The sequence below is a fragment of the Paraburkholderia rhynchosiae genome, assembly GCF_002879865.1.
GTDB classification, from domain to species: Bacteria; Pseudomonadota; Gammaproteobacteria; order Burkholderiales; family Burkholderiaceae; genus Paraburkholderia; species Paraburkholderia rhynchosiae.
In genome coordinates this window covers 1-26361 of the sequence record NZ_PNXY01000014.1, presented here as the reverse complement: position 1 = coordinate 26361, position 26361 = coordinate 1, and the positions used below count along the sequence as shown (strand labels likewise).

Below are 26361 nucleotides of genomic sequence, written 5' to 3'. Positions count from 1 at the left end.
CGTATTTTCTGACGTGCTCGCAACGAGCGTTTGAGACCGACGCGCCGTGCACGGGCAACCCACGTGTCCTTGGACTTCTCCCATGCTGCGAAAATGCGGCTCAATAGCCGTGGACCAGTCCGAAAACCAGATTGAATCCCGAGCGCCGCGATCGAGCGCGGCGAACTCGTGACCGTCATCGAAAGGTGGTGGCGGCGCTCACCTGCGCCAGAGCGTGCTCTGCAGTCGACTTCCGCCTGTTGGTAGTGGGCGGGAACACGCTCCAGCTGCCGTCATCGTCCCTGAAGAAAAACAACGCGCGCGCTGCGGCTGGTGACGACGTTTCGACGCACACATAGCGTCTCCCATTCCCTGCGGTGCGACCGAATCTGGTTACATGAACGTGCATGGTGGGAGCGAGCCACTTTTCGACCTGACAACGAAGGGACTGCTCGTTGGTGTTTTTCATGTTCCGCTCCAGCAGGTTTTCCGTTCAGGGAACTGGACGGCTTTTCACCGTTCATCTCCTTAACGCCGCCGACGCCCGCAGTGTTGACCAGGGATTTGTGATTTCTGAAACCGGATATTTCGAGGCAAGTGAGCCTCAGAGAATTGCCAGAGGCTGGAAGGCCGACGGCACAGTCCGGCTCGTACCCTGACCGCCGAAATCTGCGCGCCCGCGACTCACTGTCGCCTCACCATGCATCGGCGGTTCTGGGTCGCTGACAAATCGACAGGTTGGACCGAACGGGTCAAATTGTTCCTCGCTGGGCGCGAACACGACACGGCATGGAAGACGTTCTTCGGCGGTCCCGGTAGCGACACACTTGTGGGCAACGATGGCATCCATTCGCTCAAGAACCCCATCCGGACGACGCCATCCTCCTGTATCACCGCCAGCTGCTGGTTGCCGCCGAAGGTGGAACGCGTAATGCCCGTTATGAGGAGGCGTTCGACGTCGCGCGGACTATGGGAGGCTGCGAGCGCTACTGAACGAGCATGCGCAGCTTGGCGAAGTACTCAAGTTAGTCCGACAGACCTATCGCGCCAAGCGCAGTTTTATCAAGCTAGCGGTAGTGCTCGGTCAGGTTCACCAAGGCGAATCCTTTCCCTTTGGCGCGACTGCGACCGCTTTCGGCGCTGTTTTGAGCGCAGCAACAATCAACATACGCCAAACTCCCACGCTGAGCCGCCATGTCGATGTGATTGTCGTGCCACCAGCGTAGTGTCAATACTGGCTATGTGGCAGAGGTTTTAGCTGAAAAATGCTCCAAGCGCGTTGAGTCCACCTCTCGCGCGACGAGGGAGACGTCCGACGTTGTAGCGAATTCCAGGAAGGGTAAGCCCCTTGGGCGCGAGCACGGATGCGATGGTACTCCGCGTGGATGTTGATCGCTGCACAGAACTGCATGACATCGCAAGGTGGGGCGACGGCCCTCGCATGTTCTGCAAGTTGGAGTACTTTCCAATGAAAGTTCTTCTGGTAGACGACTACAGCGCTACAACTGACCTGCTGGCCGACGTCGCATGCTCGATGGGGCACGCTGTGACGAAAGCGTATTGCGGTGCTGACGCATTGGTTGCAGCTGGCGGTGACGGCGCTTTCGATTTCATTCTCGTCGACATTGGACTGCCCGACATTAACGGCCACGAGTTGTGCCTGCGGCTCCGTGCATCCGAGAAATATGCGTCCCGGCGCATCTTTTCAATGACCGCGTATGACGACGTCCGCGAGCGCTTCGACATGTCGTGCTTTGATGGCCAGCTTGTGAAGCCGCTATCGCTTGAACAGTTCGAGTCTTTGCTCTCAGATTGAAGTGCGCCACATCCGCGTTCCTCACGAGCGGTGGCACCTACCTTGCGGACCTGTTGCCATTACCGCTGACGGAAGAGGCGCTCGCAGTTGTCTGTGCGCATGTCGACTACCTCCAGGCGTATTTGCGGCGGCGCATCTCGATAGAGAACCCGTCGACCTATTTGCGCTTCAACCACTCGACCATCCCGGAGTGGGAGTTCCTGGCGGAACTCGCGCATCGCACAGGATGCGGCATTCTCTGTGACGTCAACAACATCTATGTCAGCGCCCGCAATCACGGCTGGAATGCGTTGGATTACCTTGAGGCTCTGCCATCAGCGGCAGTTGCGGAGATTCATCTGGCCGGTCATCGCGTGCGGCAGCTCGACCATGGACAGGTCATTCGCATCGACGACCACGGCTCGCGCGTCGCCCCGCCAGTGTGGACCCTGTTTCGACAGGCTCTCCAGCGCTTCGGCTCCGTTCCCACCCTCATCGAGTGGGACACGGACGTGCCGGCGTTCGAAGTCCTGATGGAGGAGGCGGCGATGGCGCAGGCGTATATGGAGGAGCAGCAGAATGACGACATGTGCGCCGACGCTGCTTGAGTTGCAACGCGCTCCGCAGTGAAATGCTCGATCTTGCTGACGGTGTCGCGGCTCAATACGTAGTCGCCGAAGGGCTGGCCCCCCAGGCACGGCTCGCCATTTATCGAAATACGGTGAACAGTACCCTGCTCAAAGCGTTGCAGCTTTCCTATCCGGCCATAGAGGCCTTGGTCGGGGAAGCGTTCTTCGAAGGGGCGGCTCGATTGTTCATCGGACAATGCCCGCCGTCGCATGCGCAACTCGATAGCTACGGCGCGACATTCCCGGATTTCCTCGCACAGATGCCAGAGGCGGCGTCGCTCGACTATCTGCGGGACACCGCGCGCCTCGAATGGGCCGTGAACGAGGTGCTGCATGCACCGGACGCAAAGCCGCTCGACCTTCGACACCTTGAGCGACTGAACGAAGACGGGTTGCAGTCTGTGCGTTTTGTGTCGAGCCCTGCTGTCCGACTGCTTAAGTCAGATTTTCCGGTGGATGCAATCTGGCGCGCGGTGCTGACCCACGACGACAGTGCATTGGCGGATCAGACTGGACACCGACCCGGTCTGGCTGCAAAGACTCATACTCTCCGTCTGTTTGCCGGAGCGCGACCGGTGTGCAGGTCAGGCAGATAGACGAGTGGCAATGGCGATTTACAACGGCATTGGTTGCCGGACACGCATTGCACGATGCGCTTGCCGAAGCGCCGCACAGGGACGCGCGCGTGTGGCTTGCGTCGCTCCTGGCATCAGGTTGCTTTGTCGATGCCGGCACGTTCGGTCCGACAACAGGGAGCCCGCGCACATGACAAGAGAATTTCAATCTGCCTTTCGCGGGTCGACGCTGAACGGCCGCATACTACATGTCGTTGGATGGCTGGAGCGCGTGCCGTATACGGTCCTTGCGCTTGCGAAGTGATGAAGACAGTCAAACGTGAGTCGACCATCATCTGTCCCGTGTGCGGATACGCCAAACGAGAAATGATGCCCGTCGATACTTGTGTGTGGTTTTACCAGTGCGAGCGCTGCAAGACGGTTCTCAAGCCGAAGGCCGGGGATTGCTGCGTTTACTGCTCATATGGCACGACGGCGTGCCCCCCGGTGCAACAGGTGGGTGCGTGTTGCACCCGCTGATTTGCCGACGAAACGCGTAATGGTCTCTGCTGTCAAATCAATAACAGGTGTGCACCGCTGATATCCGGAGAATGAGCATGTGGAAAACGATAGCGCGCATTTTTCTTGTTGCAACGCTTGCCTTTGCTGCAGCCGGTGCTGTCGGCGGCGAACAGACGTTCAGCAAGACGCAGTTTGACCAGTTGAACGCCGCCGGCAAGCCGGTCATTGTCTACTTCCATGCGACCTGGTGCCCGACCTGCAAGGTTCAGCAGCCGATTGTGGACCGCCTTGCAGCGCAACCGGACATGAAGCCGGTGACTATCTTCGTGGCCGACTACGACAAGGAAGCCGCCCTGAAGCACGCCATGAAGGTGACGCAGCAGTCGACCTTCGTCGTGTTCAAAGGTGGCCGCGAAGTCGCCCGGTCGACAGGGCAAACCCGCGAGCGGGACATCAGGGATACGTTCGCAAAGGCCTTGTGATGGACTTCGGACTGGGGACATTCGGACTGAGCCTCGCGGCGGGCGCGCTGTCGACGTTGTCCCCCTGTGTGCTGCCGCTGGTGCCGGTTCTCGTTGCGTCGGCGTTGTCGACGCACCGGATGGCAGTCTTCGCACTCGCGCTCGGATTGGGTGCTTCCTTTTCAGTCATCGGCATTTTTCTGGCGGCGCTGGGCACATCACTCGGTTTCGACGAAAGCCTCTTTCGCAACGTTGCCGCGCTGTTGATGATTCTGTTTGGACTGGTGATGCTCTCTGCCCGCTTGCAGGCCGGGTTCAGCCGTGCGACCGCACGCTTGGGCAGCGCGGGCCAGAAGTGGTTGAGCAAGGTAAGGGGGGACACCGTGCCCGGTCAGTTCGCTATTGGACTGCTCGTAGGGGTCGTCTGGACACCCTGCGTGGGTCCGACATTGGGAGCGGCCACGACGCTCGCGTCCCAGGGACAAAGCCTTGGCGATGTTGCGATGTTGATGATGGTGTTTGGCGCTGGTGCCGGCTTTCCGCTGGTCATACTGGGTGTGATTTCGCGAGCGTCGATGGCGAGATGGCGCGGCGGACTTGGTTCGGCGGCGAGGGTCGGTAAGGCCATCTTTGGAGCATTGTTCGTTGCATTCGGCGTGCTTGCCCTGACCGGCCTGGACAGGGCGCTCGAGACTGCAATTCTCTCGGCAAGTCCACCGTGGCTGATTGCATTAACGACCGCTTTGTGACCGGCAACGTTCGGGACCGCGACTGACAGCGTCGTCGAGAACGGGTGTGAGCCACCCGATAGCGTGGTTGATTGCGGCGGCGCCTCAAACCCTAGCACCTGTTCTGGTCGGTGCCCGCTGATGCTTCAGTTGCAATGGACCCCTGTGGGCGGCCACTCGCAGACCGGCCGCGCGAGCCACAACGCTAAGGTCGCGGTGGCGACGACTGCTACTGCTACTGCTACTGCACGAAGAACAAGTCCGCGAGCGCATCAAGCGCAGGGCTGCCTGCGCCAAACGCCAGCCATTGACGCACTGGTGCCCGGTCCTATGGCTGGAAGTACGAGCAACGAGGTGTTTGCAGGTCAAGATGCTGGATGGTAGCCACCGGAACTTCAACACTCCGGCTCAGCCGCCGGTCCAGGCCGGTGAGCGCGGCCATGTCTCGGGCGACTCACTGAGCGCGCCGTAATCAGCCTCCAAAACCGGCGGGACGTTTACGGTTACTGCCGGTTACAGAATTGACAATCCGGCTGTACCTGCTGCGGCTTGGTGCCCCTACAATCCGCGTCGTTCGTCGGTGTCTGGCATCCGCCAGAGCGGGGCCGGACAGGAGGACTCCATGAAGCGTGCTACCCTTTTTCTCGCAGTGGGAATTTCCACTGCCTGTGCATCCAGCGCGGTTTTCGCTCACGCGGATATCGGAGTTTTCCTAGGCGTTCCCGGTCCGGTGTATCTCGCGCCACCTCCGGTCGTGTACGAGGCGCCGCCCCCGGTGGTCTACGCTCCTGCTCCGGTCTATGGTTACGGCTACAGATACGGCTATGACGGCGATTACCGCGACGAGCGCCGATGGCATGACCACGGCCGGCACCGTGGATGGGAACACCATCGTCATGAAGACGACGACTGATTTGCCACTGGTGGATCATAGAGTAGCCAAGTCATGTTCTGCTGCTGCGTATCGCTGCATGGGTCGCTAGCGCGAACAGCGTGGCGATACAGAATCCTGCCCCGGCATAAAAACGTCGTACTCGCTCGGGGGCGGTCCCAGAGTTCACCAGCTACGACACTCGCGACAAGCATCGTCAGCCCGCTCATCAGTGCCCGACGATTCGGACAAAGCCGCTTTCTCAGCGACCCGCGCGAACAGGAGCACGGGCGGCGCGACGCTGTCGCTATTCGCGCAGTGCCGCGGCATGTAGCGGCCCGACAGCTGAAGGGCGACGACTATGGCAAGTGCGCCGAGAAGATCCTGAAGATTCAGAACGGCTACGTGCCATGTCTGCTCGCACGCATCGGCGCAATAGGCGGCAAGCTACCGGAACCACGGGGCTCCGAACGCGGCACTCGCGTAGCGATTCGCTGAACCCTCGCCACGATGCGGCGGGAGGCGCTATGCTGATGCGTCTTCGCCTCGCGGAACCCTCTCATGCAAGCTCCTGGCGCAACCGTACCGATCTCGCTCGTCAATGGGTTCCTGGGCAGCGTCGGAACGCGGCCAGATATCGTCGACCGGCATCTGTCGGCCGCGCACATCCCGCGCGCGCTTCTGGACCAACCTGGAGCGCGCGTCACCGAGGAACAGTTCTCCGCGCTTTACCGCTCGCTCGCGATCGAACTCGACGATGAGATGCCCGGCGTTTTCTCGCGCCCGCTGCGCAGCGGCGCGCTCAAGTTTCTCTGCCTGAGCCTGCTGGATGCGCCAAATCTCGAAACCGCGATGCACCGGTTTGGCCAGTTCTTCCATCTCGTGCTGGACGACTTCCGCTTCGAGTCGCGCCGCGGCGACCTCGTCGCGAGCCTGGCGCTGCGTCCGGGAAGCACCGGAGCGCAACTCGGCGCGCTGGGCCAGGAACTGGTGCTGAAGCTCGCGCATGGGATCGCGTCCTGGCTGATCGGTCAGCGGATTGCGTTGTTGCAGGTGCAGTTCGCCTTTCCGCGTCCCGCTCACGCGCTCGAGTATCTTTATCTGTTTCCCGGACCGGCGAAGTTCGACTGCGCTCAGACCTCGATGCAGTTCAGCAGTAGCTATTTCGACCTGCCCGTGCGTCAGCGCAAGGCGAACCTGCGCGGGTTTCTCGCTCGCGCGCCGGAAGACTGGATCTTCGTTTCGTTCAACGAGCAGCTGTTCAGTCATCGCGTGCGGCAACATCTTGCGTCCCGGCTGCCCGACGTCCCGTCTATCGAAGAGGCGGCGGAAGGTCTGCACTGCTCGGTCAGAACGCTGTGCCGTCATCTTGCCGCCGAGGGCACGGCGTTCCAGGCGCTCAAGGACGAATTGCGCCGCGATATAGCGATTCAGCGCCTGACGGGCACGCAAGAGCCCATCGCCATCATCGCGGGCGACGTCGGCTTCGGCGACCCCACCGCATTCCACAGAGCGTTCCGTCACTGGACCGGCAGCACCCCGGCGGCCTATCGCCGGGCTGGCTGATCGCGTCATATCGATGCGTCGGCAACACCCGCTGACGCAGTTCCCACGGGGCGCTTGCTCTCCCCGACATGGCCAAAGATGTCAATAGATCGTCCGGTTTGGACAACCGGGCAGGGCCTGTCCGACGCTACGATTCAGCCATACGTTACCCGACCACATCGGTGCCAGGACGGGTGACTTTCCCTACGGCCTGTCTGATCGGAAGAATGGTAATGAGCTACGTCGCGCCTCTCAAGGAAATGTTGTTTGCACTCACGGATCTGGCCGGAATCGACCAACTGGCGGCCTTGCCCGGCTACGAGGACGCAACCGCCAACACCGCTCGTGCGGTGCTCGAAGAGGCCGCGCGGCTGCACGAAGACGTGCTCGCGCCGCTGAACGTCGACGGCGACCGCAGCCCGAGCACCTGGAAGGACGGCGTGGTGACCGCCACGGCCGGTTTCAAGGACGCGTTTCGCCAGTTCAGCGAAGGCGGCTGGCAGGGTTTGCAACATCCGTCCGAATACGGCGGTCAGGATCTGCCCAAGCTGCTGTCGACGCCCTGCATCGAAATGCTCAACGCCGCCAACCTGTCGCTGGGGCTGTGCCCGCTCCTGACCGACGGCGCGATCGAAGCGCTGCTAACGGCGGGTAGCGAGGAGCTGAAGCAGCGCTACGTGCCGAAAATGATCTCCGGCGAATGGACCGGCACGATGAATCTGACCGAGCCGCAAGCCGGCTCCGACCTCTCGCTCGTGCGCACCCGCGCCGAGCCGCAGGGCGACGGCTCGTACCGGATCTTCGGCACGAAGATTTTCATCACCTGGGGCGAGCACGACATGACGGAAAACATCGTGCATCTGGTGCTCGCACGCACGCCGGCCGCGCCTGAAGGCGTGAAAGGCATTTCGCTGTTCGTCGTGCCGAAGTTCCTCGTCAACAAAGACGGTTCGCTCGGCGAGCGCAACGACGCGCACTGCGTATCGATCGAACACAAGCTCGGCATCAAGGCGAGCCCGACCGCCGTGCTGCAGTTCGGCGATCACGGCGGCGCTATCGGGCAGCTCGTCGGCGAGGAGAACCGCGGTCTGGAGTACATGTTCGTCATGATGAACGCCGCGCGCTTCGCCGTGGGAGTACAGGGCGTGGCGATCTCGGACCGCGCGTACCAGCAGGCCGTCGCGTACGCGAAGGAGCGCGTGCAGAGCCGTCCCGTGGATGGCTCCGCGAAGCAGCCGGTCGCGATCATCCAGCATCCCGACGTGCGGCGCATGCTCTCGACGATGCGCGCGCTGACCGAAGGCGCACGCGCTCTGGCCTATGTGTCGGCGTCGCACTGCGATCTCGCGCATCGTCATCCGGACGGCGCGACGCGTGCGAATCATCAGGCGATCTACGAATACCTGGTGCCGATCGTGAAGGGCTGGAGCACGGAGATGTCGCTGGAGGTGACGAGTCTCGGCGTGCAGGTGCACGGCGGCATGGGCTTCATCGAGGAAACCGGCGCGGCGCAGTACTACCGCGATGCGCGCATTCTGCCGATCTACGAAGGAACGACGGCGATCCAGGCCAACGACCTCGTCGGCCGCAAGACCATGCGCGACAACGGCGAGGTGGCCGGGATGCTGCTCGCGCAGATCGACGCGGCCCTGGTCGCGGTGCAAGCGCACCCCTCGTATGGTTCGAGCGCGGCTTTTCAGGCGATGCATCGTCATCTGTCCGCCGGCCGCGAGGCGTTGTACAGCGCGGTGCGCTTCGTCGTCGAGAACGCCAAAAGCGATCCCAATGCGGCGTGCGCCGGCAGTGTGTGCTATCTGATGCTCGCGGGTATCGTACTCGCGGGTTGGCAACTCGCCCGGTCGCTCGTGCTGGCGGCCGACAAGCGCGACGAAGATCCGGCCTTCCATGACGCGAAGATCGCGACCGCGCATAGCTACGCGACGCAGGTGCTGCCTCGTGCAATCGCGCTGGAAGCGGCGGTTCGCGGTGCTCGCGATGGCGAAGGCGCGCTGGCGCTGCGCGAAGACCAGTTCTGATGCTGACACTGCCCGCCGTGGTGACGACCGATCTGCGCCTGAACGAGCCGCGTTACGTGACGCTGCCGAACATCATGAAGGCGAAGAAAAAGCCGATGGAAACGATCAAGGTCATCACGGTGCGCACGACCGGTTTTGATGCCGTTGCAGCGGAAGGCGGCAGCGCATCGGTGGAGAAGATCGAAGCTGCCGCAGACTCGGGCATCTCGCAGTTCGTCAACCGTGAAGTGACGAAGCTCGACCGTCCGGAACTGACGTCGGCGAAGATCATCGTGCCGGGCGGCCGGGGTCTCGGCAATGGCGAAAACTACACGAAGGTTCTTGAGCCGCTGGCCGACAAACTGAACGCGGCGCTGGGCGCATCGCGCGCAGCCGTCGATGCAGGCTTTGTACCGAACGACTACCAGGTCGGCCAGACCGGCAACATCGTCGCGCCGCAACTGTATGTGGCGGTCGGTATCTCGGGCGCGATCCAGCATCTCGCGGGCATGAAGGACAGCAAGGTGATCGTCGCGATCAACAAGGATCCCGAAGCGCCGATTTTCAGTGTGGCCGATTACGGCCTGGTTGGCGATCTGTTCACCCTTGTGCCGGAACTCGAGCAGGCGCTCGGCTAAACGCATCCAGCGGTTAGCGTCCGGCACAACGCGCAGTTTGCGTCAGAAGAGGGCAAATGCGCGCCCAGCAAGCGGAATAATCATGAATGAGCTTAACGGATACGATTTCGAAGACCTGCGACCGGGCATGAGTGCCCAGTTCGCCAAGACCATCACGGAGGCGGACATTCTGCTCTTCGCGGGCGCGTCGGGAGACTTCAACGCGGTTCACATCAACGAGCAGTTTGCGCAAACCACACCCTTTAAGGGGCGCATCGCTCACGGCATGTTGACCGCTAGCATCATCTCCGCGGCGATCGCGGGGCGGCTGCCGGGCCCGGGCACGATCTACCTCGGCCAGAATCTGCGCTTTAAGGCGCCGGTTCGACCCGGCGACACCGTGCAAGCTGAAGTTACCGTCAAGGAACTGATTCACGACAAGCGCCGCGTGGTGCTGTCCACCGTTTGCACGGTCGGCGGCAAGGTGGTGATCGAAGGCGACGCCGTGGTCATGCCGACAACCTGCCGCGACCGTGTCGTCGCGGACGCGGCTTGCGCCGTCAGCAAAGCATGATAGCGAGCCCCGCCATGAGAATGCCCTTCAGCATGCCACACGAGTTGTCCACGGGTTGGGTCAATGCCGGCCTCGATTTATGGCGTTTTTCGCCGCTCAAGGATGAATCCGCTACGACGGTGCCCGACACCGAGGCTCGGACTTTCGATTTCAACGGGCCGTTTGCGCCAGGCGCCGTGACCCACACGAGCGCCCACTATCTGCAACAGCAGGCGCAACTGTGGAGCGACGCCGTCGCCGGATTGATTGGCGGCCGCACGGAGTTGAAGGCGGTCGCCCAGCCCGAGCCGGGAGACCGGCGCTTTCACGCCGACGAGTGGTCCAGCAACGGCTGGTACAGCCTTCTGAAACAGAGCTATCTGATCAACGCCCGGGCGCTCGCGGAGTTCGTCGATGCGAGCGCGCTCGACGAAAAAGGCAAGCACAAGCTGCGCTTTTTCATGCGCCAGTTCGTCGACTTTGCCAGCCCCGCGAATTTCGTCGCGACGAATCCCGAAGTCATCCGGGCGGCGGTGGAATCGGGCGGAACGAGCCTGCTCGCGGGCGCCACGCATCTGTTCGACGATCTGGGCAGCGGTTCGATTTCGATCACCGATCAAAGCGCGTTCGAAGTGGGCCGCAGCGTCGCCACGTCCAGTGGCGCGGTGGTCTATGAAAACGATCTGTTTCAGCTGATCCAGTACGAGCCGCTGACACCGAAGGTCGCCGCGCGGCCGCTCGTGATCGTTCCTCCGTGCATCAACAAGTTCTACATCCTGGATCTGCAGCCCGAGAATTCCTTCGTGCGCTTCGCCTGCGAGCAGGGCCTGACGGTGTTCGTCGTCTCCTGGCGTAACCCGCAGCAGGACATGGCGCAGACCACGTGGGACGCCTACCTCGAGGCCGGCGTGATGCAGGCGATCAGCGTCGCGCGTGCGATTTGCCGGGCCGACCAGGTCAATCCATTGGGCTGGTGCGTGGGCGGCACGATGCTGTCGTCGGCGCTGGCGGTCATGCGTGCGAACGGCGACGACTCCGTGGCCAGCCTGACGCTACTGACCGCGTTGCTCGACTTCACCGACCCGGGCGATCTCGGCGTGTTCATCGACGAGCAGGGCGTGGCGATGCGCGAGCATACGATCGGTGGCGGGGGGCTCTATCCCGGACGCGAACTCGGCTTCGCATTCCAGTCGCTGCGTGCCAACGATCTGATCTGGCCGTATGTCGTGAACAATTACCTGAAAGGCAAAACCCCGGCCGCGTTCGACCTGCTGTACTGGAACGCGGACACGACCAATCTGCCCGGCCCGATGTACAGCTTCTATCTGCGCAACATGTACCTCGAAAACAGTCTGCGCGTGCCGAACAAACTGAGGTTCTGCGACACGCCGGTGGATCTCGGCAACATCGATATTCCAGGCTATCTGATGGCTGCCGAGGAAGATCACATCGTGCCGTGGCGATCCGCCTATCAGTCGACGCAACTACTGGGCGGTCAAACCGAGTTCGTGCTGGGGGCAAGCGGCCATATCGCGGGTGTGATCAATCCGGCGTCGAAGAACAAGCGCAGCTATCGAACCAACGGTACCTCCGGCGAGAACGCCGACGAGTGGCTCGCAACGTCGGTTCAGCAGCGCGGCAGCTGGTGGAATCACTGGATCGACTGGGTCAAGCAGCATTCCGGCGAGCAGGTCGAGGCGCGCACGAAGCTCGGCAATAGGAAGTACAAGGCAATCGAGAGCGCACCGGGCCGATATGTGAGGCTTCGCGCCGAGTGACCCCGCATCGCGATAGCGGGCGCAGCAACAACGGAGGGAATGTTAAGCGCATCACCCTCCGTTTTTTTTCGTCGTTTCTTCCACCGCTCCATTACTTCGCATGGTTCGCGCGCCAGTCGCGGGGGGTCATGTGGAAGCGCGACACGAACCAGTTCGTGAACGATCCCTGTTGCGCGTAGCCGAGAAGCGCCGAGACCCGTCCGATCGGATAGGTGGAATTGCTCATGTAGCGCACGGCGAGTTCGCCGCGGACTTCTTCGACCTGATCCGAAAAGCTGGTGCCGGCCGAACTCAACTGCCGTTGCATGGTGCGCACGCTCAGATGCAAATAACGGGCAACCAGCTCGGTGTTCGCCTGCTCGAGCGGCAGCAGCAGGTAGATCGCCTTGCGCACTTCCAGCGCGGCCGATTCCGCGGCGCTCGCGTTCAGCGGAGAGGCGAGGCTCTCCGCGTAGCGCACGAGTTCGGGGTCGGCCAGCGGATTCGGGTAGTCGAGATTGGCGCTCGCGCAGACGAACCCGTTGAAGTCGCTGCCGAACACTAGCGGACAGCCGAAGAATCGTCGATGAAACGTCAGGTCTGCGGGCGCCGGATGCGTGAAGTGGACCTCGCGCGGTTTCCAGAACTTGCCGAGCAGGGCACCGGAGTGCCGCGCGAGGACACCGAGCGCGAGTTCAATTGCCTGTCTTGTCGGAGTACCCCGTTCGACGACGAGTTCCTCCCGAATGGTGACCGTATTGTCCGCGTCCTCGACGTACACGGCCAGCGCTTCGTTGAGCAGATGGCGGTATTCGGCCGCCGCCAGCAACACTTCGCGTAGCGTGCGCTTGTGCGCGAGCAGGACATTGATCACGCCGCTACCGAAGGTCTGCCGCGTTTCCGCCATTTGCAGCGCGAGGGTCGGGCACGACGCCTTTTCGGCCGTCATTTCCAGTAGCCGGCAACAGGCGGTGGCCGATACGCGATCGTCCGGATTCGCGAGCGCGCCCGCGTCGATGCCGGCCTGTTTCGCGAGCGCAACCGGATTGAGTCCAAGCCGTCGCGTCACTTCAAAATAACCGCTCATGGCTACCGACGTCACCATCGTTTCCATCGTAGTTTCTCCGGACGATCCATACGCTGAGTATTTTTCTAGTCGTTAAACAATTTGCTTCGCGCACGTATTGGTGTTAACGCGCAGTGGCACGAATCGCTAAAAGGATGGCGTCCGATCACAAAAGTGTAGCGCGTGATTGCCGTATCGTGGGCACATGTCGTTAGAAGTGTTCCAGCAAATTTTCATGCGACCTCGCGCTAGCGGAACACCGTCACTTCAAAACTGGATGGAGGCAATCAAATGCAATTTCTTGACGATTCGTTGCACCCTGAAAATCAGGACAAGGTAGTCATCACCACCGCCCCTTACGGCCCGGAATGGATGCCGGAGGACTTCCCTGAAGACATCCCCGTGACGATGGACGAGCAGATCCAGAAGGCCGTCGATTGCTACAACGCCGGCGCCGCGGTATTGCACCTGCACGTGCGCGAACTGGACGGCAAGGGCTCGAAGCGCCTGTCGAAGTTCAATGAACTGATCGCGGGCGTGCGCGCGGCAGTGCCCGACATGATCATTCAGGTCGGTGGCTCGATTTCGTTTGCGCCGGAAGATGACGGACAAGCCGCGAAGTGGCTGTCCGACGACACGCGTCATATGCTGGCCGATCTGGATCCGAAGCCCGATCAGGTGACGGTCGCGATCAACACCACGCAAATGAACATCATGGAGTTGCTTTATCCGGAGTATCTGGCAGGTACCTCACTTTCCAACCCCGGGTTCATGGCCGCCTATAGTGAAATGACGGTTCCGGCCGGTCCCGCATGGGTGGAGGAACACCTGCGCCGCCTGCAGGCTTCGGGCATCCAGCCGCACTTCCAGCTCACCGGCATTCACGCGCTCGAAACGCTCGAGCGCCTGGTGCGCAAGGGTATCTACAAGGGCCCGCTGAACCTGACCTGGATCGGTATCGGTGGCGGCTTCGACGGCCCCAATCCATTCAACTTCTTCAACTTCGTGCATCGTGCACCGGACGGCTGCACGCTCACCGCCGAGTCGCTGCTGAAGAACGTGCTGCCGTTCAACATGATGGCGATGTCGATGGGCCTGCATCCGCGCTGCGGCATCGAGGACACGATCGTCGATCAGCACGGCAAGCGCTTCACGTCGGTGCAGCAGATCGAGCAGTGCGTGCGCGTCGCCCACGAACTGGGGCGCGAAATTGCCACAGGCAAAGAAGCGCGCGAGATCTATCGTATCGGTGTGCAATACGAGACGGTCGAAGAGACGCTGGTCGCCAACGGTATGGCGCCGAACCGTCGAGCCGGTGTCAGGAACCTGCCGCTTCGCGCGGCGTGATCGCCAGGAGCCCCGGGCCGGCGCATTGGCCGAGGCCGGGCTTCATGGCTAACGCTCCCGGTGCACATCGGGGAGCAGATAGCTGAATCCATAACAGCTCGTCGGCCCAGGCGGGAAAGGCGGTCGCCAGGGAGTCAGCGTGGAAGGAGACTAAATATGCTCGTTCAGCATGCAGGGCCCACGACGGGCGAAGTTTCGGCAGCTCAGACGGACGTGCGCGCTTATGCGTGGGTCGTGTTTGCGTTGACGGTCGGATTGCTGCTTTCCGACTATATGTCGCGGCAAGTGTTGAATGCCGTGTTTGCGCCGCTCAAGGCGGCATGGCATCTGTCCGATGCGCAGCTGGGTTCGCTCAGCAGCGTGGTCGCGCTCATGGTCGGTGTGCTCACGTTCCCGCTGTCGGTTCTGGCCGACCGCTGGGGCCGCGTGAAGAGCATCGTGCTGATGGCGGCGATGTGGAGTCTCGCGACGGTGGGCTGCGCGATCTCGGCGAACTATGGGCAGTTGCTGCTGGCGCGTGCCTTTGTCGGAGTCGGCGAAGCGGCCTATGGCAGTGTCGGTATCGCAGTTGTTCTGAGCATCTTTCCGGTCCGGCTGCGCTCCACGCTGACCGGCACCTTCATGGCGGGCGGCGCGTTCGGCTCGGTGCTGGGCATGGCGCTCGGCGGCGCGGTGGCGGCTCACCTCGGCTGGCGTTCGGCATTTGGCGCCATGGCGGCGATGGGGGTCGTGCTGGTCGTGATCTACCGCCTCGTCGTCACTGAAAAGCGTCTTGCGCCGCTGCAGCCGGCGAGCGTGACGAGGCAGGCGCAATCGCGCGGCGTATGCATGAGCCTGCGCGCGCTGATGAAGGGGTTGTTTTCGACGAAGTCCGTGGTATGCGCCTATGTGGGCAGCGGCCTCCATCTGCTGGTTCCCGCCGCTGTGTGGGCATGGATGCCGAGCTTCCTGAATCGCTACTACGGCATGGCCACCGGCAAGGCTGCGATGTGCGCGGCGGTGTTCGTGCTGGTGACCGGGGTGGGCATGGTGGTGTGCGGAAACCTCGCCGACCGGCTCAGCAAGAACTTGCGGGAACGCAAGTGGAGCGCCGCGATCGCCTTCTGCCTCGCCTGTTTCGTTCTGCTCGCGATTGGCTTGCGAATGCCCGCGGGGCCGTGGCAGCTCGTCGTGATCGGCGCCGGCATGTTCTTCTGCGCCGGTGCGAGCGGCCCGTCGGGTGCGATGGTGGCGAACCTCACGCCGCCGACAATTCATGCCTCGGCGTTTGCGACCCTGACGCTCGCGAACAACCTGCTGGGCCTCGCACCAGCGGCTGTTCTCACGGGGATCATCGCCGATCGCATCGGACTGCTGGGCGCGTTGCAGCTGGTGCCGTTCGCACCGCTCGTCGCGGCCGCCGCATTCATGGTCGGCAAACGGAACTACTCGGGCGATCTGGATCGGCTGAACGCGCTGCGCGAGCAGGCCGCACGCTGACATCGCATGGTGCCGCGCGGACAGCGCGTAGCACGGAACCTGTAACTGCGCCGCCGGCGCAACGAATTCTGCAAATTGCAGATCAAGTAAAGAATTGGAGAGTCGACATGGCAAAGGCAGTTCGCTTTCATGAAACCGGTGGTCCCGATGTGCTGCGCTACGAGGACGTCGAAGTGGGCAACCCCGGTCCCAGTCAGGTTCGCCTGCGCCATCAGGCAGTGGGCCTCAATTTTGCCGACACTTACTTTCGCAGCGGCCTGTATCCGGTCCCGCTGCCCGCGGGGATGGGCGTGGAGGCCGCAGGCGTGGTCGAGGCCGTTGGCACGGACGTCCGGAACGTCGCGGTGGGCGATCGTGTGACTTACACGGGCTTCCTCAACACACTCGGCGCGTACAGCACCGAACGCCTGATTCCGGCCGCGCCGCTGATCCGGCTGCCCGATGCGATCGACTGCGAAACGGCTGCGGGCATGACCATGCGCGGGTTGACCTCCGCGTATTTGATGCGCCGGATTCACGACTTCAAGGCAGGCGACACGATCCTTCTGCATGCCGCCGCCGGCGGTGTCGGCCTGATCGTTTCGCAATGGGCGAAGCTGCTGGGTCTGACGGTGATCGGCACGGTTTCGAACGAGGCCAAGGGCGAGGTGGCCCGCGCCCACGGCTGCGACCACATCATCAACTACAGCCACGAAGACGTCGCCAAGCGCGTGCGCGAACTCACCGATGGCGTCGGCGTGAACGTCGTGTTCGACAGCGTCGGAAAAGACACCTTCGAGGCTTCGCTCGATTCGCTGAAGCGCCGCGGTCTGCTGGTTTGCGTCGGCACGGCCTCCGGCCCGATCCCGCCGTTCAATCCGCAACTGCTGGCTATGAAAGGCTCGCTCTATCTGACCCGCCCGGCTCTGGCTGACTACATCGCCGACCCGGCCGAGAAGGACGAGCTTGCCGACGAAATCTTCGGGCTCATCGCCTCGGGACGCATCAAGATCGAGTTGAATCAGCGCTATGCGCTCGAAGATGCGGCGCAAGCCCATCGTGATCTGGAATCGCGCAAGACGACGGGTTCGTCGATCTTCGTCATCTAAGGAGTTAGCCATGCGAGTGGAACAACTGACGTACTCGATCGGCGCCGAACTGATAGGGGTGAATCTCGCCCACGTCATCTACGACGATGGCCTGTTTGCCCAGATCCGCTCGGCGCTGCTGAAGCACCGGGTGTTGTTCCTGCGTGACCAGGACATCACGCGTGCCGAACACGTGGCGTTCGCGCGCCGCTTCGGCGAACTGGAAGACCATCCGGTCGCGGGCAGCGATCCGGAAAATCCGGGCCTCGTGCGTATCTACAAGACCCCGGATCAGCCCAACGACCGTTACGAAAACGCGTGGCATGCCGACGCCACCTGGCGCGAAGCGCCGCAGTTCGGTGCCGTGCTGCGCTGCGTCGAGTGTCCGCCCGTCGGCGGCGACACGATGTGGGCGAACATGGTCCTCGCCTACGAGAATCTGCCAGCGTACGTGAAGGCTCAGGTCGCGGACCTGCGCGCGCGCCACAGCATCGAGGCGAGCTTCGGTGCCGCGATGCCGATCGAAAAGCGTCTCGCGCTGAAGGCGCAATTTCCGGACGCGGAGCACCCGGTCGTGCGCACGCATCCGGAAACGGAGGAAAAGGTGCTGTTCGTGAGCGCTTTCACGAGCCATTTCACGAACTTTCACACGCCGGAGCGAGTGCGTTTCGGGCAGGACGCGAATCCGGGCGCGGGCGATCTGCTGCGCTATCTGATCAGCCAGGCGTACATCCCCGAGTACCAGGTGCGCTGGCGCTGGCAGAAGAACAGCATCGCGATCTGGGACAACCGCAGCACGCAGCACTATGCGGTGATGGACTACCCGCCGTGCCATCGCAAGATGGAACGCGCCGGCATCGTCGGCGACAAGCCGTACTGAACTAGCCGATAGCTGCTCATGAACTACGAATTGAAACCGACCATTCTGATGGTCCCGGGTCTGCGCGACCACGTCGCGGAGCATTGGCAAACCGTGCTGCAGCAACGGCTGCCGAAAGCGCTGTCGGTGCCGCCGCTCGAGCACGACAAGCTCAGTTGCGCGGCACGCGTCGCGGCGCTCGATGCCTCGCTCGCGCGAATCGACGGCCCGGTCATTCTGGTCGCGCATAGCGCTGGCGTGATGATCACTGTGCATTGGGCGGCGCGGCACAAGCGCGAGATTCACGGTGCGCTGCTCGCGGCGCCCGCGGACCTCGAGACGCCGATGCCGGCGGGCTATCCGGAGCTGGATGCGCTCGAGCAGAACGGCTGGCTGCCGATTCCACGCAAGCCGCTGCCGTTTCCGAGCATCGTCGGCGCGAGCCGCAACGATCCGCTCGCGCGATTCGAGCGGGTGCAGGAGATGGCGCAGGATTGGGGCAGCCGCCTCGTCGATCTCGGCGAAGTGGGGCACCTCAACCCTGCTTCGGGCTTTGGCGAATGGCCGATGTCGGAGACGTTGATTCGCCGCCTGGTATTGATGTGACGCGGCCCGCGTCGGATCAGAAGGAGTCCTGGATGTCGCGTCGAATCGTGGTGGGTGTTGCCGGCGAGCTGGCGCCGGGCCAGCGCAAGCTGGCCTTCATCGATGGCCACAGCATCGTGCTGTTCAACATCGAAGGCACGCTTCACGCCATCGACAACACATGTCCGCACAACGGGGCCGCGCTGTCGGGCGGCCAGCTGGAAGGCTGCATGTTGCGCTGTCCGGCGCACGGCCTGCGCTTCAACCTGCGCACGGGCTGCATGGCGGGAACAGGCGGATTGAGCGTGACGATCTTCCCGGTCGAAATAGTGGATTCAAAGGTGTTGGTGACTCTCGACGCGCCGAACGCGGCGCCTTCGCAAGCGCGAGCCGGCAGCGCGGCAACGTAAGGCCGGGTAGGCCAGACGCGCGACGCCACAACCAATCAGGAGACGGAAAGATGCAAGGCTTGATGATGCAGCAGTCGCTGCTGGTTTCCGCGCTGCTCACGCACGCGGAGCGCCATCACGGCGAACAGGAAATCGTCTCGCGACGCGTGGAAGGAGACATCCATCGTTGTTCGTACCGGCACCTCGCGCAGCGCGCGCGCCGTTTGGCCAAAGCGCTGTCGACCCTCGGCGTCGGCCACGGCGAGCGCGTCGCGACGCTCGCGTGGAACGGCTATCGCCACATGGAACTCTATTTCGCGGTGTCGGGCTCCGGGTCCGTGCTGCATACGCTGAACCCACGACTGCACGTCGACCAGCTCGCGTACATCATCGAGCATGCGGAAGATCGTGTCGTGTTCTTCGACCTGACCTTTCTGCCGCTGATCGAGAGCGTCGCGCCCCGGGTGAAGAGCCCGAAAGTGTTCGTGGCGATGACCGATCGCGCGCACATGCCGCAATCGAACGACTTGAGCGGCATGCTGATGTGCTACGAAGGTCTGCTCGAATTGCACGACGACGTTTTCGAATGGCCGCTGCTCGATGAAAACAGCGCGTCGTCGCTGTGCTATACGTCGGGCACCACCGGCAATCCGAAGGGCGTGCTGTATAGCCATCGTTCCACCGTGTTGCACACCTACGCGGCGGCGCTGCCCGATTCGCTGAACTGTTCCGCGCGCGACGTAATCCTGCCGGTCGTGCCAATGTTCCATGTGAACGCTTGGGGACTGCCCTACATCGCCTGCATGGTCGGCGCGAAGCTGGTGTTTCCGGGGCCGGCGCTCGACGGCAAGTCGCTCCATGAACTGATCGAAACGGAACACGTGACGCTGTCGGCCGGCGTGCCGACCGTGTGGCAGGGACTGCTCACGCATGTCGATGCAATGGGCGGGACCTTCTCGTCGATGCGACGCACGGTGATTGGCGGCGCGCCGTGTCCGACCGCGATGACCGAGGCGTTCCAGAAGCGCCATCGGGTGGAGGTACTGCACGCGTGGGGCATGACCGAATTGAGCCCGATCGGCACGGTCTGCAGCTTCAAGGCACATCAGCAGTCGCTGCCGATGGACGATCAGTACAAGATCCAGGCGAAGCAGGGACGCGCGCTGTTCGGCATCGACATGCGGATCGTCGACGCCCACGGTAATGAATTTCCGTGGGACGGCGAGAGCGCCGGCGATCTGCAGGTGCGCGGTCACTGGGTTACGCAGCAGTACTTCGGCGCCGACGTCGAGTCGCCATTGTGCGACGGCTGGTTTCCGACCGGCGACATCGCGACGATCGACCGGCACGGCTTCATGCAGATCACCGATCGCAGCAAGGACGTGATCAAGTCGGGCGGTGAATGGATCAGTTCGGCGGCGATCGAAAACGTCGCTTATCTGCATCCGGAAGTCTCGACTGCAGTGTGTATCGCCGCACGGCATCCGAAGTGGGACGAACGGCCGCTGCTGCTGGTCGTGAAAAAGCCGGGCAGCGAGCTGGCCAGCGACGAACTGCTGTCCTTCTTCAACGGCCGGGTCGCACGCTGGTGGACTCCCGATGCAGTGGTGTTCGTCGACACGGTGCCTATCGGCGCAACAGGCAAGGTCTTGAAGAACCAGTTACGCGATCAGTTCGGCAACTACTACCTGCCCTGACGCGCGGCCCTCGCAGCAACGCAGTTCGATTCACGCAGCAACGCGACCTGGTACGCCCGGCGCACACAAAACCACCAATCATTCGAAGCGACCGCAGCATCGGCTTTGGCGCCACCGCCGGACGCGAAGGAGACACAATGAAGTTGAAGTCAATCAGCGCTATCGTGTTGGCCATTTTTGCCACCGCAGCTCATGCGCAGTCGTCAGTGACGCTTTATGGCGTAGTCGATACGGGGCTGCTGTATCAGAGCACATCGGCGGCTACCTTTCTGCCGCACGCGCCGAACACGGGCAAAATTTATCAGCTGAAGGACGGCGGTATCTATTCGAGCTTCTGGGGTGTGAAGGGAAGCGAAGACATCGGCGGCGGATACAAGATCAACTTCAAGCTGCAGGGGGCATTCAACACCACGAACGGCAAGTTCGGTCTATCCGACACGCCGGGCGTCACGGCGATCTTCAACCAGTTCGCGACGGTCGGCGCATCGGGGCCGTTCGGTACCTTCGACGCCGGCCGGCAGATCATTCCGATGATCTACGCGATGGCGGAAACCGACGTCCGCGGCGCGCAGTATTTCGGCAGTATTCTAACCGCGTGGCTGGGCATCAATCAGGCGGCCGGCTGGCCAGGCACGAGCACAAACGCGCCGATCGGCGCGCTGTACGACAGCAACGCGCTCGTCTACAACTCGCCGAAATTCCATGGCGCGTCGCTCGCGCTCGAGTACGCGCCGGGCGGCGTCGCCGGTCATTTCCAGGGCGGCACGCGCGAGTCGGCCGTGCTCAAGTATTCGAACTACGGTCTGAATCTGTCCGCGGTGTACTACAACGGCCATGATACCAACCCGTACCCGATCACCTACCCGGCGGCGCCCGCTATCCCTGCGACCGGGCTTGCGAACAACCGTTTCTACTATTTCGGTGCGATGTACACCATCGCCGGATTTTCGGTGTCGGCCTCGTACGGCGCCGGCAAAAACCCCGCCCATAACAACACCGCGGACTTCGAAATGATCTCGGGGGGCCTTGGCTACCAGTTCAATCCGCGTTTCAAGATCACGTCCGGGTACTACTATCTGAAAGACAAGAACAACTCGGCGAACCATTCCGGTGAATTCGCGGTAGGCGCGGAATACAACCTGTCCCAGCGCACCAAGGCTTACGCGCAGGTGGGTTATGTCAACAACAGGGGGACCATGAACCAGACCGTCGTCTATGGCGCCCCGGTCGCGCCTGGCGTGTCCACCACGGCGGCCATGGTCGGCATCCGCCATACCTTCTGATTACGTCACCTATAACAACTGGAGTATTCGATGAAAAGCATTCGGGCACGCGCGTTGGCGATTGCCATATTGATTCTGGCCGCGTCGAGCAACGCATGGCCGCAGTCGGGCAAGACGGCTAGTGCACCTTCGGGCGCACCCGCGATGTCAGCTAGCGCAGCCGCCCCCGTCAGCTCGAGGCAAACCAATCGCGCGCTGCGTCGGCAGGTATATGCCGCGATTGGCAAGCACAAGGAGATCAGCGCCGGCAATATAAGCGTCGTCGCTAAAGGCGGCGCGGTGACGCTGAGCGGCACAGTCACCGACGCTTCCCAGATCAATCAGATCGCGGAGATCGTGAAGGGTGTTCCTGAGGTGACTTCGGTGACCAACAAGCTCACGGTGCAAACGCCGTTCGGCGGGATGTAAAAAGAGTTCACGCATCGGGGGATCAGGCGCGAGGAGTCCAATATAACAATCCCTCGTACTACTTTGTCATAAAACACGTGGACTAAGGCAGCGATACGGACATCTCTGAAGTCGCCTGGAGATGTGAGCCACAATTCGCCCGCGCAGCGTTGCGATGGAGTCAGATACGTGTGGCCGCATTCGCTGGGGAGCCGCATGGGATGTAATCCGTGGGTGAGGCAGGTGCACTGCGGATTTCGGAGTTTTTTTACCGTTTCATTGAGGCGGCGTCGACGTCAATACCGCGCCCACCAATGTCATTACCGACGACGCGGTGGCGTGCCTCTGCCGTATCTACGGCTGTAGTACTAAGTTGAATCGAAACGAACGTGCAACAACGCAATCGTCGTCATTGGCGCTATCGCATTCGTTGCGATATGCGCGACGGGAATTGCTGCATTTGCCGGGCTATTGCCGGAATCGGAAAACGTAGCGGTCACAGTGACTGCAACGCCGTTGGTAGATCCGCAGACTCAAATTAAACAAGCTATGGCGAGTCCACGATTCGAAAACCGCGAGAAGCACGGATCGCATGTCCACCGACTCGCCGACAGTGGTTACCGTTCAGCAATCTTCGCGTTTCCCTTTCGATGTCCTACCATATCAACTGCGATAGGTTCACACGATCATCGGGCTGCCCCCGCCTTCATATCTTGCTTCGTGGCGAGTTGCGTTTTGCTCATCTCATCCGCGTTGCGGCGCCGCTCATCGGGCAAATCGGCCGCGCAAACATCTCTGGTCAGGAGCGGCCATGAAACGAATCGTCGTGATCGGCGGTGGCTTTGCGGGGTTGTGGAGCGCCATCGGCGCGGCCCGCAAGCTCGATGAGCAAGGTGCGAGCAATCAGGTTGAAGTCGTCATGGTCAACCCTCACGCGCACCACAGCATCCGGGTGCGCAACTACGAAGCGGATCTCGCGGCGACGCTCGTACCGTTGAGCGATGTGCTAGGCCCCGTCGGCGTGCAATGGATCCAGGGCGCCGCAACGGACATCGATGTCGCCGGCAAACAGGTCACGGTGAGCGTCCGCGGACGCACCACGCCGCTAACTTTCGACAAGCTCGTGCTGGCATCGGGAAGCCGCCTTGCCGATGCGCCGATTCGGGGGCTCGCGGACCATGCGTTCAACGTCGATACATACGAAGGCGCCGAACGCCTCGAACGACGGCTCCTCGCAATGGTGCATTCACACGGTGCTGGAAGCCTGACCTTCGTCGTTATCGGCTCAGGCCTCACGGGCGTGGAGGTCGCCTCCGAGTTGCCGCACCGTGTGCGCGACTTCCTGGCAGCTAGCGGTGAGCGCCTGCGTGAGCGCGAGGTTCGCGTCATGCTAATCGAGCGTGCGCCGCGGATCGCGATGGCGATGGGCGGCGCACAACCGGTCATCGAGCAGGCATTGACGCAACTGGGCATCGAGATGATGACCAGCGTTGAGATCGAGCAGATCGACGACATGGGGATGACGCTCGCGGGCGGCAAGCGCATCGACGCATCGACGATTATCTGGTGTGGCGGCATGCATGCCAGTCCGTTGACACGCTGCATTCCCGTCGAGCGCGATGCGCTTGGGCGGGTGCCGGTCGACAAAACCCTGCGCGTAGAAGGTGTCCCCGACGTCTTCGCAGCCGGCGACGTGGCGCGTGCGCTGTTCGAAGACGGCAGGCACGAGTCCGTCATGTCCTGCCAGCACAGCAGGCCGATGGGGCGTTTCGCGGGACACAACGTCGTCTGCGATTTGCTTGGTCTGCCGATGCTGCCGCTCGACATCGACTGGTACACGACGATTCTGGACCTCGGCCCCTGGGGCGCGGTCTACACCGAAGGCTGGGAGCGCAGGCTCGCGGCACAGGGGCAGCAAGCGAAAAACGTCAAACGCGTCATCAACACGGAGCGGATCTATCCGCCCCGCACAGGCAACCGCGCCGATCTTTTCAGCGCGGCGGCTCCGATTGTGCAGGCGCCGCCGCCGATCAACGGGTGACACGGCCACCGGTCCGCCGCGAGACGGTAACACATGCTATAAACCCGCAGCGCGTCGGACCGCGGTCTCGTCCCACTCGCCGATATGCCGCGCGATCGCCGCATTGACGGCCTGCGCATGCGTGTGAGCGGTCCCATGTGCCCTGCTCGGGGCACAACAAGCAGCTTCGCGGCCGGCATCAGCGAGGGCAAGGTCTCCGCGATTAGACGCGTCGGCGCCGGCGCGTGCTCGCCGCGCGTGACGAGCGTCGGAATGCGAAGTTTCGCGTAGGCGCTCGGGGGCGTCGGCTCGTGAATCAGTGCTCGGAAATCGCCGCGTGTTCCCATCCCTTTGAGCAGATGGAATGCCGAAGGCTCGTACACCGTGATGCTCGCCACGCCATGCGGTCGTTCGAGCGCCGCGCGCAAAGCGACGCCGCCGCCATACGAATGGCCGACGAGAGTATCTTGCTGCGCTGCTGTTCGATTATTTCGACCGTGCGCGCTGCTTCGTCCGCCAGTGTGAACGCGCGCTCACCGCTCCACGGTCCGACGCTGTCGCAGCTGTAATGCTCAGGCGCAATCAGTGCATAGCGCCTATCGAGCAATTCATCGAGCGCACGCCATTGATTTGCGCCAGCCCCGGAGCAATGCAAGCGATGACAGCTGTGCGCTCATTGTTGGAAGTCAAGCTCGGCATGTCGGAATTCCGTATCGTTTGTCCGAGTTCGATAGATGTGCATCAGGCGTCACTTTCGATCGCGCGCATGCGCCGCTCGAGTTCGCAGATATCGGCGCAAGACGCGAGATATGCATCGCGCCGGCCGTGCTCTGCACGATTCAGGACTATCCCGACGCACTCATTTAGGTATGCGAATAAAACATGACCCATCGAAATCAGATATATCAACATCCTGTCCTCCAGTGGCGTGTGATGCTGCGGACTCCCGGAGCGTTGGGTGGATCCGCGCGAGTCGATTACTTTGCATCTTTCGCGCCAGTTTTGCGGATGCCTTGCGCCGTGCGGCTCTCGTCGAAGTTACCCGCAATCGGCCCATACGAAGTGTCGGGTACGCGCCAACGCATTCATTCTGAAAGACACTTATGGCCAGACACTCTGCATTGGTGAGTGGCACCGGAAGACTGCTTTGATGGTGGCAGGGACTTTTCTGAATCGGCCGCCAAGTGCTGCGTGATGGTGACCAGTTTCAGTCATCCGCGTAGATTAAGAAATGCCCAAGACGCCATCGAATCTGACCTGGGGTCCGAATCTATCGGCGGCAACGTCTGGCTCGTCGCGCTTGATCCGACATTGGGAAGCGAAATTCAAAGGACACGGCCCTGTGTTGTGGTGTCGCCGTCTGAAATGCACGACCACCTGCGAACGGTCATCGTGGCACCGATGACCTCGAAGGGACGCTCGGCGCCTTTCCGCATCCCAGTGACGTTCAAACGAAAGCACGGGTTGATCCTGTTGGACCTGATCCGGGCCGTAGACAAGGTGCGCCTGGTAAAGAAAGAAGGCGCAATTGCCGATAAAACGATGTCGGACAACCTGCACATCTGGCAAAGAAGGACCGCTTGCGGCCGGTTGTCTCCGCGAGCAGCAGCCTGTGCTCGGTCTGCGGCTCGATTCGCACCGCCACGACCTTCAATTTGTTGTCGGCACTTCGCTTCATTTCTGGTGAAGTCGCACGGCGCATTAACGCTGCGTGGGCTGCTATCGCACCGAAGGATTCACGATCCAGCCCTCGTTAGTCAGTTCCAGAAAACATTCGCCGTGGTACTGGTCGTTCTCCGTCGAAAGCACTTCGACGTGCACTGGTCGTAGCACTGCCTCGTCGTCCCACCGGGGGCGGTCAACAAGCGTATTTGATGGTCATGCAATCGATTCAAAACGCGGTCACTATTGAGACTTCCATAATTCATGACGTCACCACAGCGTAGCCTGCATCCAGCAAGCGGCAATGATCGAAGGCCGCTTTTGAGCGCTCTTGAGCTTGTTGCGGGCGCTCGCGTGCAGTTCGCCGAGATCGTTGGGGCAGTAGTTGGCCAGTGCGTGGCGCTTCAGCCAGGCCCACAGGTATTCGACCGGGTTCATGTCCGGCGCGTACGGCGGCAGGAACGCGATCTGGATGTGTCCGCCCAGGCGGTCCA

The 26361-nt window shown here is 62.0% G+C and carries 24 protein-coding genes and 4 pseudogenes; 23 read left to right on the top strand and 5 right to left on the bottom strand.

Annotated features, from left to right (window positions below):
- Positions 1-175: 175 nt before the first annotated feature.
- A complete protein-coding gene (locus C0Z16_RS20035; RefSeq protein ID WP_102633856.1) occupies positions 176-448 on the bottom strand; it encodes a hypothetical protein in 273 nt (90 codons plus the stop codon).
- An 879-nt stretch (positions 449-1327) separates the two neighbouring features.
- Between C0Z16_RS20035 and C0Z16_RS20025 the strand changes: the two genes are divergently transcribed.
- The 12 genes and pseudogenes from C0Z16_RS20025 to phaC all read left to right on the top strand — a co-directional run bounded on the left by C0Z16_RS20025 (position 1328) and on the right by phaC (position 12047).
- Entirely contained in the window at positions 1328-1795 is a 468-nt protein-coding gene (locus C0Z16_RS20025) for a response regulator (protein WP_146014326.1), read from the top strand.
- Between the two features lie 26 nt (positions 1796-1821).
- A pseudogene (locus C0Z16_RS20020) lies at positions 1822-2382 on the top strand (DUF692 domain-containing protein); the annotation flags it as partial.
- A 23-nt stretch (positions 2383-2405) separates the two neighbouring features.
- Positions 2406-2999 (top strand): HvfC/BufC N-terminal domain-containing protein, encoded by a 594-nt coding sequence (locus C0Z16_RS20015; protein WP_244201284.1) that lies wholly within the window; start codon positions 2406-2408, stop codon positions 2997-2999.
- Between the two features lie 54 nt (positions 3000-3053).
- Complete coding sequence (locus tag C0Z16_RS39735) at positions 3054-3497, top strand: GDCCVxC domain-containing (seleno)protein (RefSeq protein ID WP_455430265.1); 444 nt, start codon at positions 3054-3056, stop codon at positions 3495-3497.
- 77 nt (positions 3498-3574) lie between these two features.
- Positions 3575-3961, top strand: a complete 387-nt coding sequence (locus C0Z16_RS20005; RefSeq protein ID WP_102633852.1) for a thioredoxin family protein — start codon at positions 3575-3577, stop codon at positions 3959-3961.
- A complete protein-coding gene (locus tag C0Z16_RS20000) occupies positions 3961-4689 on the top strand; it encodes a cytochrome c biogenesis CcdA family protein (RefSeq protein WP_102633851.1) in 729 nt (242 codons plus the stop codon). Before C0Z16_RS20005 ends, C0Z16_RS20000 begins: the two co-directional genes overlap by 1 nt.
- 601 nt (positions 4690-5290) lie before the next feature.
- Positions 5291-5581, top strand: a complete 291-nt coding sequence (locus tag C0Z16_RS19995; protein WP_102633850.1) for a hypothetical protein — start codon at positions 5291-5293, stop codon at positions 5579-5581.
- A gap of 519 nt (positions 5582-6100) precedes the next feature.
- Entirely contained in the window at positions 6101-7105 is a 1005-nt protein-coding gene (locus tag C0Z16_RS19980; RefSeq protein ID WP_102633849.1) for an AraC family transcriptional regulator, read from the top strand.
- 212 nt (positions 7106-7317) lie between these two features.
- Complete coding sequence (locus C0Z16_RS19975; protein WP_102633848.1) at positions 7318-9120, top strand: acyl-CoA dehydrogenase; 1803 nt, start codon at positions 7318-7320, stop codon at positions 9118-9120.
- Positions 9121-9221: 101 nt separating this feature from the next.
- Positions 9222-9737, top strand: a pseudogene (locus C0Z16_RS19970) (electron transfer flavoprotein subunit alpha/FixB family protein); the annotation flags it as partial.
- Positions 9738-9819: 82 nt separating this feature from the next.
- Entirely contained in the window at positions 9820-10290 is a 471-nt protein-coding gene (locus C0Z16_RS19965; RefSeq protein ID WP_102633847.1) for a MaoC family dehydratase, read from the top strand.
- 14 nt (positions 10291-10304) lie between these two features.
- The gene (gene phaC / locus C0Z16_RS19960; RefSeq protein ID WP_175130631.1) at positions 10305-12047 is read left to right on the top strand and encodes a class I poly(R)-hydroxyalkanoic acid synthase; all 1743 of its coding nucleotides are present in this window, start codon (positions 10305-10307) and stop codon (positions 12045-12047) included.
- 91 nt (positions 12048-12138) lie between these two features.
- Here phaC and C0Z16_RS19955 read toward each other — a convergent pair whose 3' ends face one another.
- Positions 12139-13140: an AraC family transcriptional regulator gene (locus tag C0Z16_RS19955; RefSeq protein WP_102633845.1), complete on the bottom strand. Its 1002-nt coding sequence runs from the start codon at positions 13138-13140 to the stop codon at positions 12139-12141.
- Between the two features lie 243 nt (positions 13141-13383).
- On the opposite strand from C0Z16_RS19955, the gene C0Z16_RS19950 reads away from it, so the two are divergent.
- The 10 genes from C0Z16_RS19950 (at position 13384) to C0Z16_RS19900 (ending at position 24226) form a co-directional block, all read left to right on the top strand.
- Complete coding sequence (locus C0Z16_RS19950) at positions 13384-14439, top strand: BKACE family enzyme (protein ID WP_102633844.1); 1056 nt, start codon at positions 13384-13386, stop codon at positions 14437-14439.
- A gap of 156 nt (positions 14440-14595) precedes the next feature.
- Positions 14596-15918: an MFS transporter gene (locus C0Z16_RS19945; RefSeq protein ID WP_102633843.1), complete on the top strand. Its 1323-nt coding sequence runs from the start codon at positions 14596-14598 to the stop codon at positions 15916-15918.
- A gap of 107 nt (positions 15919-16025) precedes the next feature.
- Positions 16026-17006 carry a quinone oxidoreductase family protein gene (locus tag C0Z16_RS19940; protein WP_102633842.1) on the top strand — a complete coding sequence of 327 codons (981 nt, stop codon included), beginning with the start codon at positions 16026-16028 and terminating at the stop codon, positions 17004-17006.
- Between the two features lie 10 nt (positions 17007-17016).
- The gene (locus C0Z16_RS19935; protein WP_102633841.1) at positions 17017-17865 is read left to right on the top strand and encodes a TauD/TfdA dioxygenase family protein; all 849 of its coding nucleotides are present in this window, start codon (positions 17017-17019) and stop codon (positions 17863-17865) included.
- Positions 17866-17883: 18 nt separating this feature from the next.
- Positions 17884-18450, top strand: coding sequence for an RBBP9/YdeN family alpha/beta hydrolase (locus C0Z16_RS19930; RefSeq protein WP_102633840.1), 567 nt, complete (start codon positions 17884-17886; stop codon positions 18448-18450).
- 32 nt (positions 18451-18482) lie between these two features.
- Positions 18483-18839 (top strand): Rieske (2Fe-2S) protein, encoded by a 357-nt coding sequence (locus C0Z16_RS19925; protein ID WP_102633839.1) that lies wholly within the window; start codon positions 18483-18485, stop codon positions 18837-18839.
- Between the two features lie 50 nt (positions 18840-18889).
- Positions 18890-20515: a 3-(methylthio)propionyl-CoA ligase gene (locus C0Z16_RS19920; RefSeq protein ID WP_102633838.1), complete on the top strand. Its 1626-nt coding sequence runs from the start codon at positions 18890-18892 to the stop codon at positions 20513-20515.
- Positions 20516-20652: 137 nt separating this feature from the next.
- Positions 20653-21798, top strand: a complete 1146-nt coding sequence (locus tag C0Z16_RS19915) for a porin (protein WP_102633837.1) — start codon at positions 20653-20655, stop codon at positions 21796-21798.
- A 30-nt stretch (positions 21799-21828) separates the two neighbouring features.
- Entirely contained in the window at positions 21829-22206 is a 378-nt protein-coding gene (locus C0Z16_RS19910) for a BON domain-containing protein (RefSeq protein ID WP_102633836.1), read from the top strand.
- A gap of 790 nt (positions 22207-22996) precedes the next feature.
- Entirely contained in the window at positions 22997-24226 is a 1230-nt protein-coding gene (locus C0Z16_RS19900) for an NAD(P)/FAD-dependent oxidoreductase (protein ID WP_102633834.1), read from the top strand.
- Between the two features lie 36 nt (positions 24227-24262).
- Here C0Z16_RS19900 and C0Z16_RS38815 read toward each other — a convergent pair.
- Together C0Z16_RS38815 and C0Z16_RS19890 are read right to left on the bottom strand one after the other, a co-directional pair.
- A pseudogene (locus C0Z16_RS38815) lies at positions 24263-24860 on the bottom strand (alpha/beta fold hydrolase).
- A gap of 86 nt (positions 24861-24946) precedes the next feature.
- Positions 24947-25096, bottom strand: coding sequence for a DUF3563 family protein (locus tag C0Z16_RS19890; RefSeq protein ID WP_102633973.1), 150 nt, complete (start codon positions 25094-25096; stop codon positions 24947-24949).
- A 381-nt stretch (positions 25097-25477) separates the two neighbouring features.
- On the opposite strand from C0Z16_RS19890, the pseudogene C0Z16_RS19885 reads away from it, so the two are divergent.
- Positions 25478-25774: pseudogene (locus C0Z16_RS19885) on the top strand (type II toxin-antitoxin system PemK/MazF family toxin); the annotation flags it as partial.
- Between the two features lie 363 nt (positions 25775-26137).
- Here the strand turns inward: C0Z16_RS19885 and C0Z16_RS19880 are convergent.
- A partial coding sequence (locus C0Z16_RS19880) for a transposase (RefSeq protein WP_208638624.1) occupies positions 26138-26361 on the bottom strand: 224 nt, incomplete at its 5' end.

Coding starts and splice junctions, on each gene's coding strand:
- C0Z16_RS20035 (WP_102633856.1), bottom strand. CDS start 448: ATGAAAAACACCAACGAGCAGTCCCTTCGTTGTCAGGTCGAAAAGTGG.
- C0Z16_RS20015 (WP_244201284.1), top strand. CDS start 2,406: ATGCTCGATCTTGCTGACGGTGTCGCGGCTCAATACGTAGTCGCCGAA.
- C0Z16_RS39735 (WP_455430265.1), top strand. CDS start 3,054: ATGCGCTTGCCGAAGCGCCGCACAGGGACGCGCGCGTGTGGCTTGCGT.
- C0Z16_RS20005 (WP_102633852.1), top strand. CDS start 3,575: ATGTGGAAAACGATAGCGCGCATTTTTCTTGTTGCAACGCTTGCCTTT.
- C0Z16_RS20000 (WP_102633851.1), top strand. CDS start 3,961: ATGGACTTCGGACTGGGGACATTCGGACTGAGCCTCGCGGCGGGCGCG.
- C0Z16_RS19995 (WP_102633850.1), top strand. CDS start 5,291: ATGAAGCGTGCTACCCTTTTTCTCGCAGTGGGAATTTCCACTGCCTGT.
- C0Z16_RS19980 (WP_102633849.1), top strand. CDS start 6,101: ATGCAAGCTCCTGGCGCAACCGTACCGATCTCGCTCGTCAATGGGTTC.
- C0Z16_RS19975 (WP_102633848.1), top strand. CDS start 7,318: ATGAGCTACGTCGCGCCTCTCAAGGAAATGTTGTTTGCACTCACGGAT.
- C0Z16_RS19965 (WP_102633847.1), top strand. CDS start 9,820: ATGAATGAGCTTAACGGATACGATTTCGAAGACCTGCGACCGGGCATG.
- phaC (WP_175130631.1), top strand. CDS start 10,305: ATGAGAATGCCCTTCAGCATGCCACACGAGTTGTCCACGGGTTGGGTC.
- C0Z16_RS19955 (WP_102633845.1), bottom strand. CDS start 13,140: ATGGAAACGATGGTGACGTCGGTAGCCATGAGCGGTTATTTTGAAGTG.
- C0Z16_RS19950 (WP_102633844.1), top strand. CDS start 13,384: ATGCAATTTCTTGACGATTCGTTGCACCCTGAAAATCAGGACAAGGTA.
- C0Z16_RS19945 (WP_102633843.1), top strand. CDS start 14,596: ATGCTCGTTCAGCATGCAGGGCCCACGACGGGCGAAGTTTCGGCAGCT.
- C0Z16_RS19940 (WP_102633842.1), top strand. CDS start 16,026: ATGGCAAAGGCAGTTCGCTTTCATGAAACCGGTGGTCCCGATGTGCTG.
- C0Z16_RS19935 (WP_102633841.1), top strand. CDS start 17,017: ATGCGAGTGGAACAACTGACGTACTCGATCGGCGCCGAACTGATAGGG.
- C0Z16_RS19930 (WP_102633840.1), top strand. CDS start 17,884: ATGAACTACGAATTGAAACCGACCATTCTGATGGTCCCGGGTCTGCGC.
- C0Z16_RS19925 (WP_102633839.1), top strand. CDS start 18,483: ATGTCGCGTCGAATCGTGGTGGGTGTTGCCGGCGAGCTGGCGCCGGGC.
- C0Z16_RS19920 (WP_102633838.1), top strand. CDS start 18,890: ATGCAAGGCTTGATGATGCAGCAGTCGCTGCTGGTTTCCGCGCTGCTC.
- C0Z16_RS19915 (WP_102633837.1), top strand. CDS start 20,653: ATGAAGTTGAAGTCAATCAGCGCTATCGTGTTGGCCATTTTTGCCACC.
- C0Z16_RS19910 (WP_102633836.1), top strand. CDS start 21,829: ATGAAAAGCATTCGGGCACGCGCGTTGGCGATTGCCATATTGATTCTG.
- C0Z16_RS19900 (WP_102633834.1), top strand. CDS start 22,997: ATGAAACGAATCGTCGTGATCGGCGGTGGCTTTGCGGGGTTGTGGAGC.
- C0Z16_RS19890 (WP_102633973.1), bottom strand. CDS start 25,096: ATGGGTCATGTTTTATTCGCATACCTAAATGAGTGCGTCGGGATAGTC.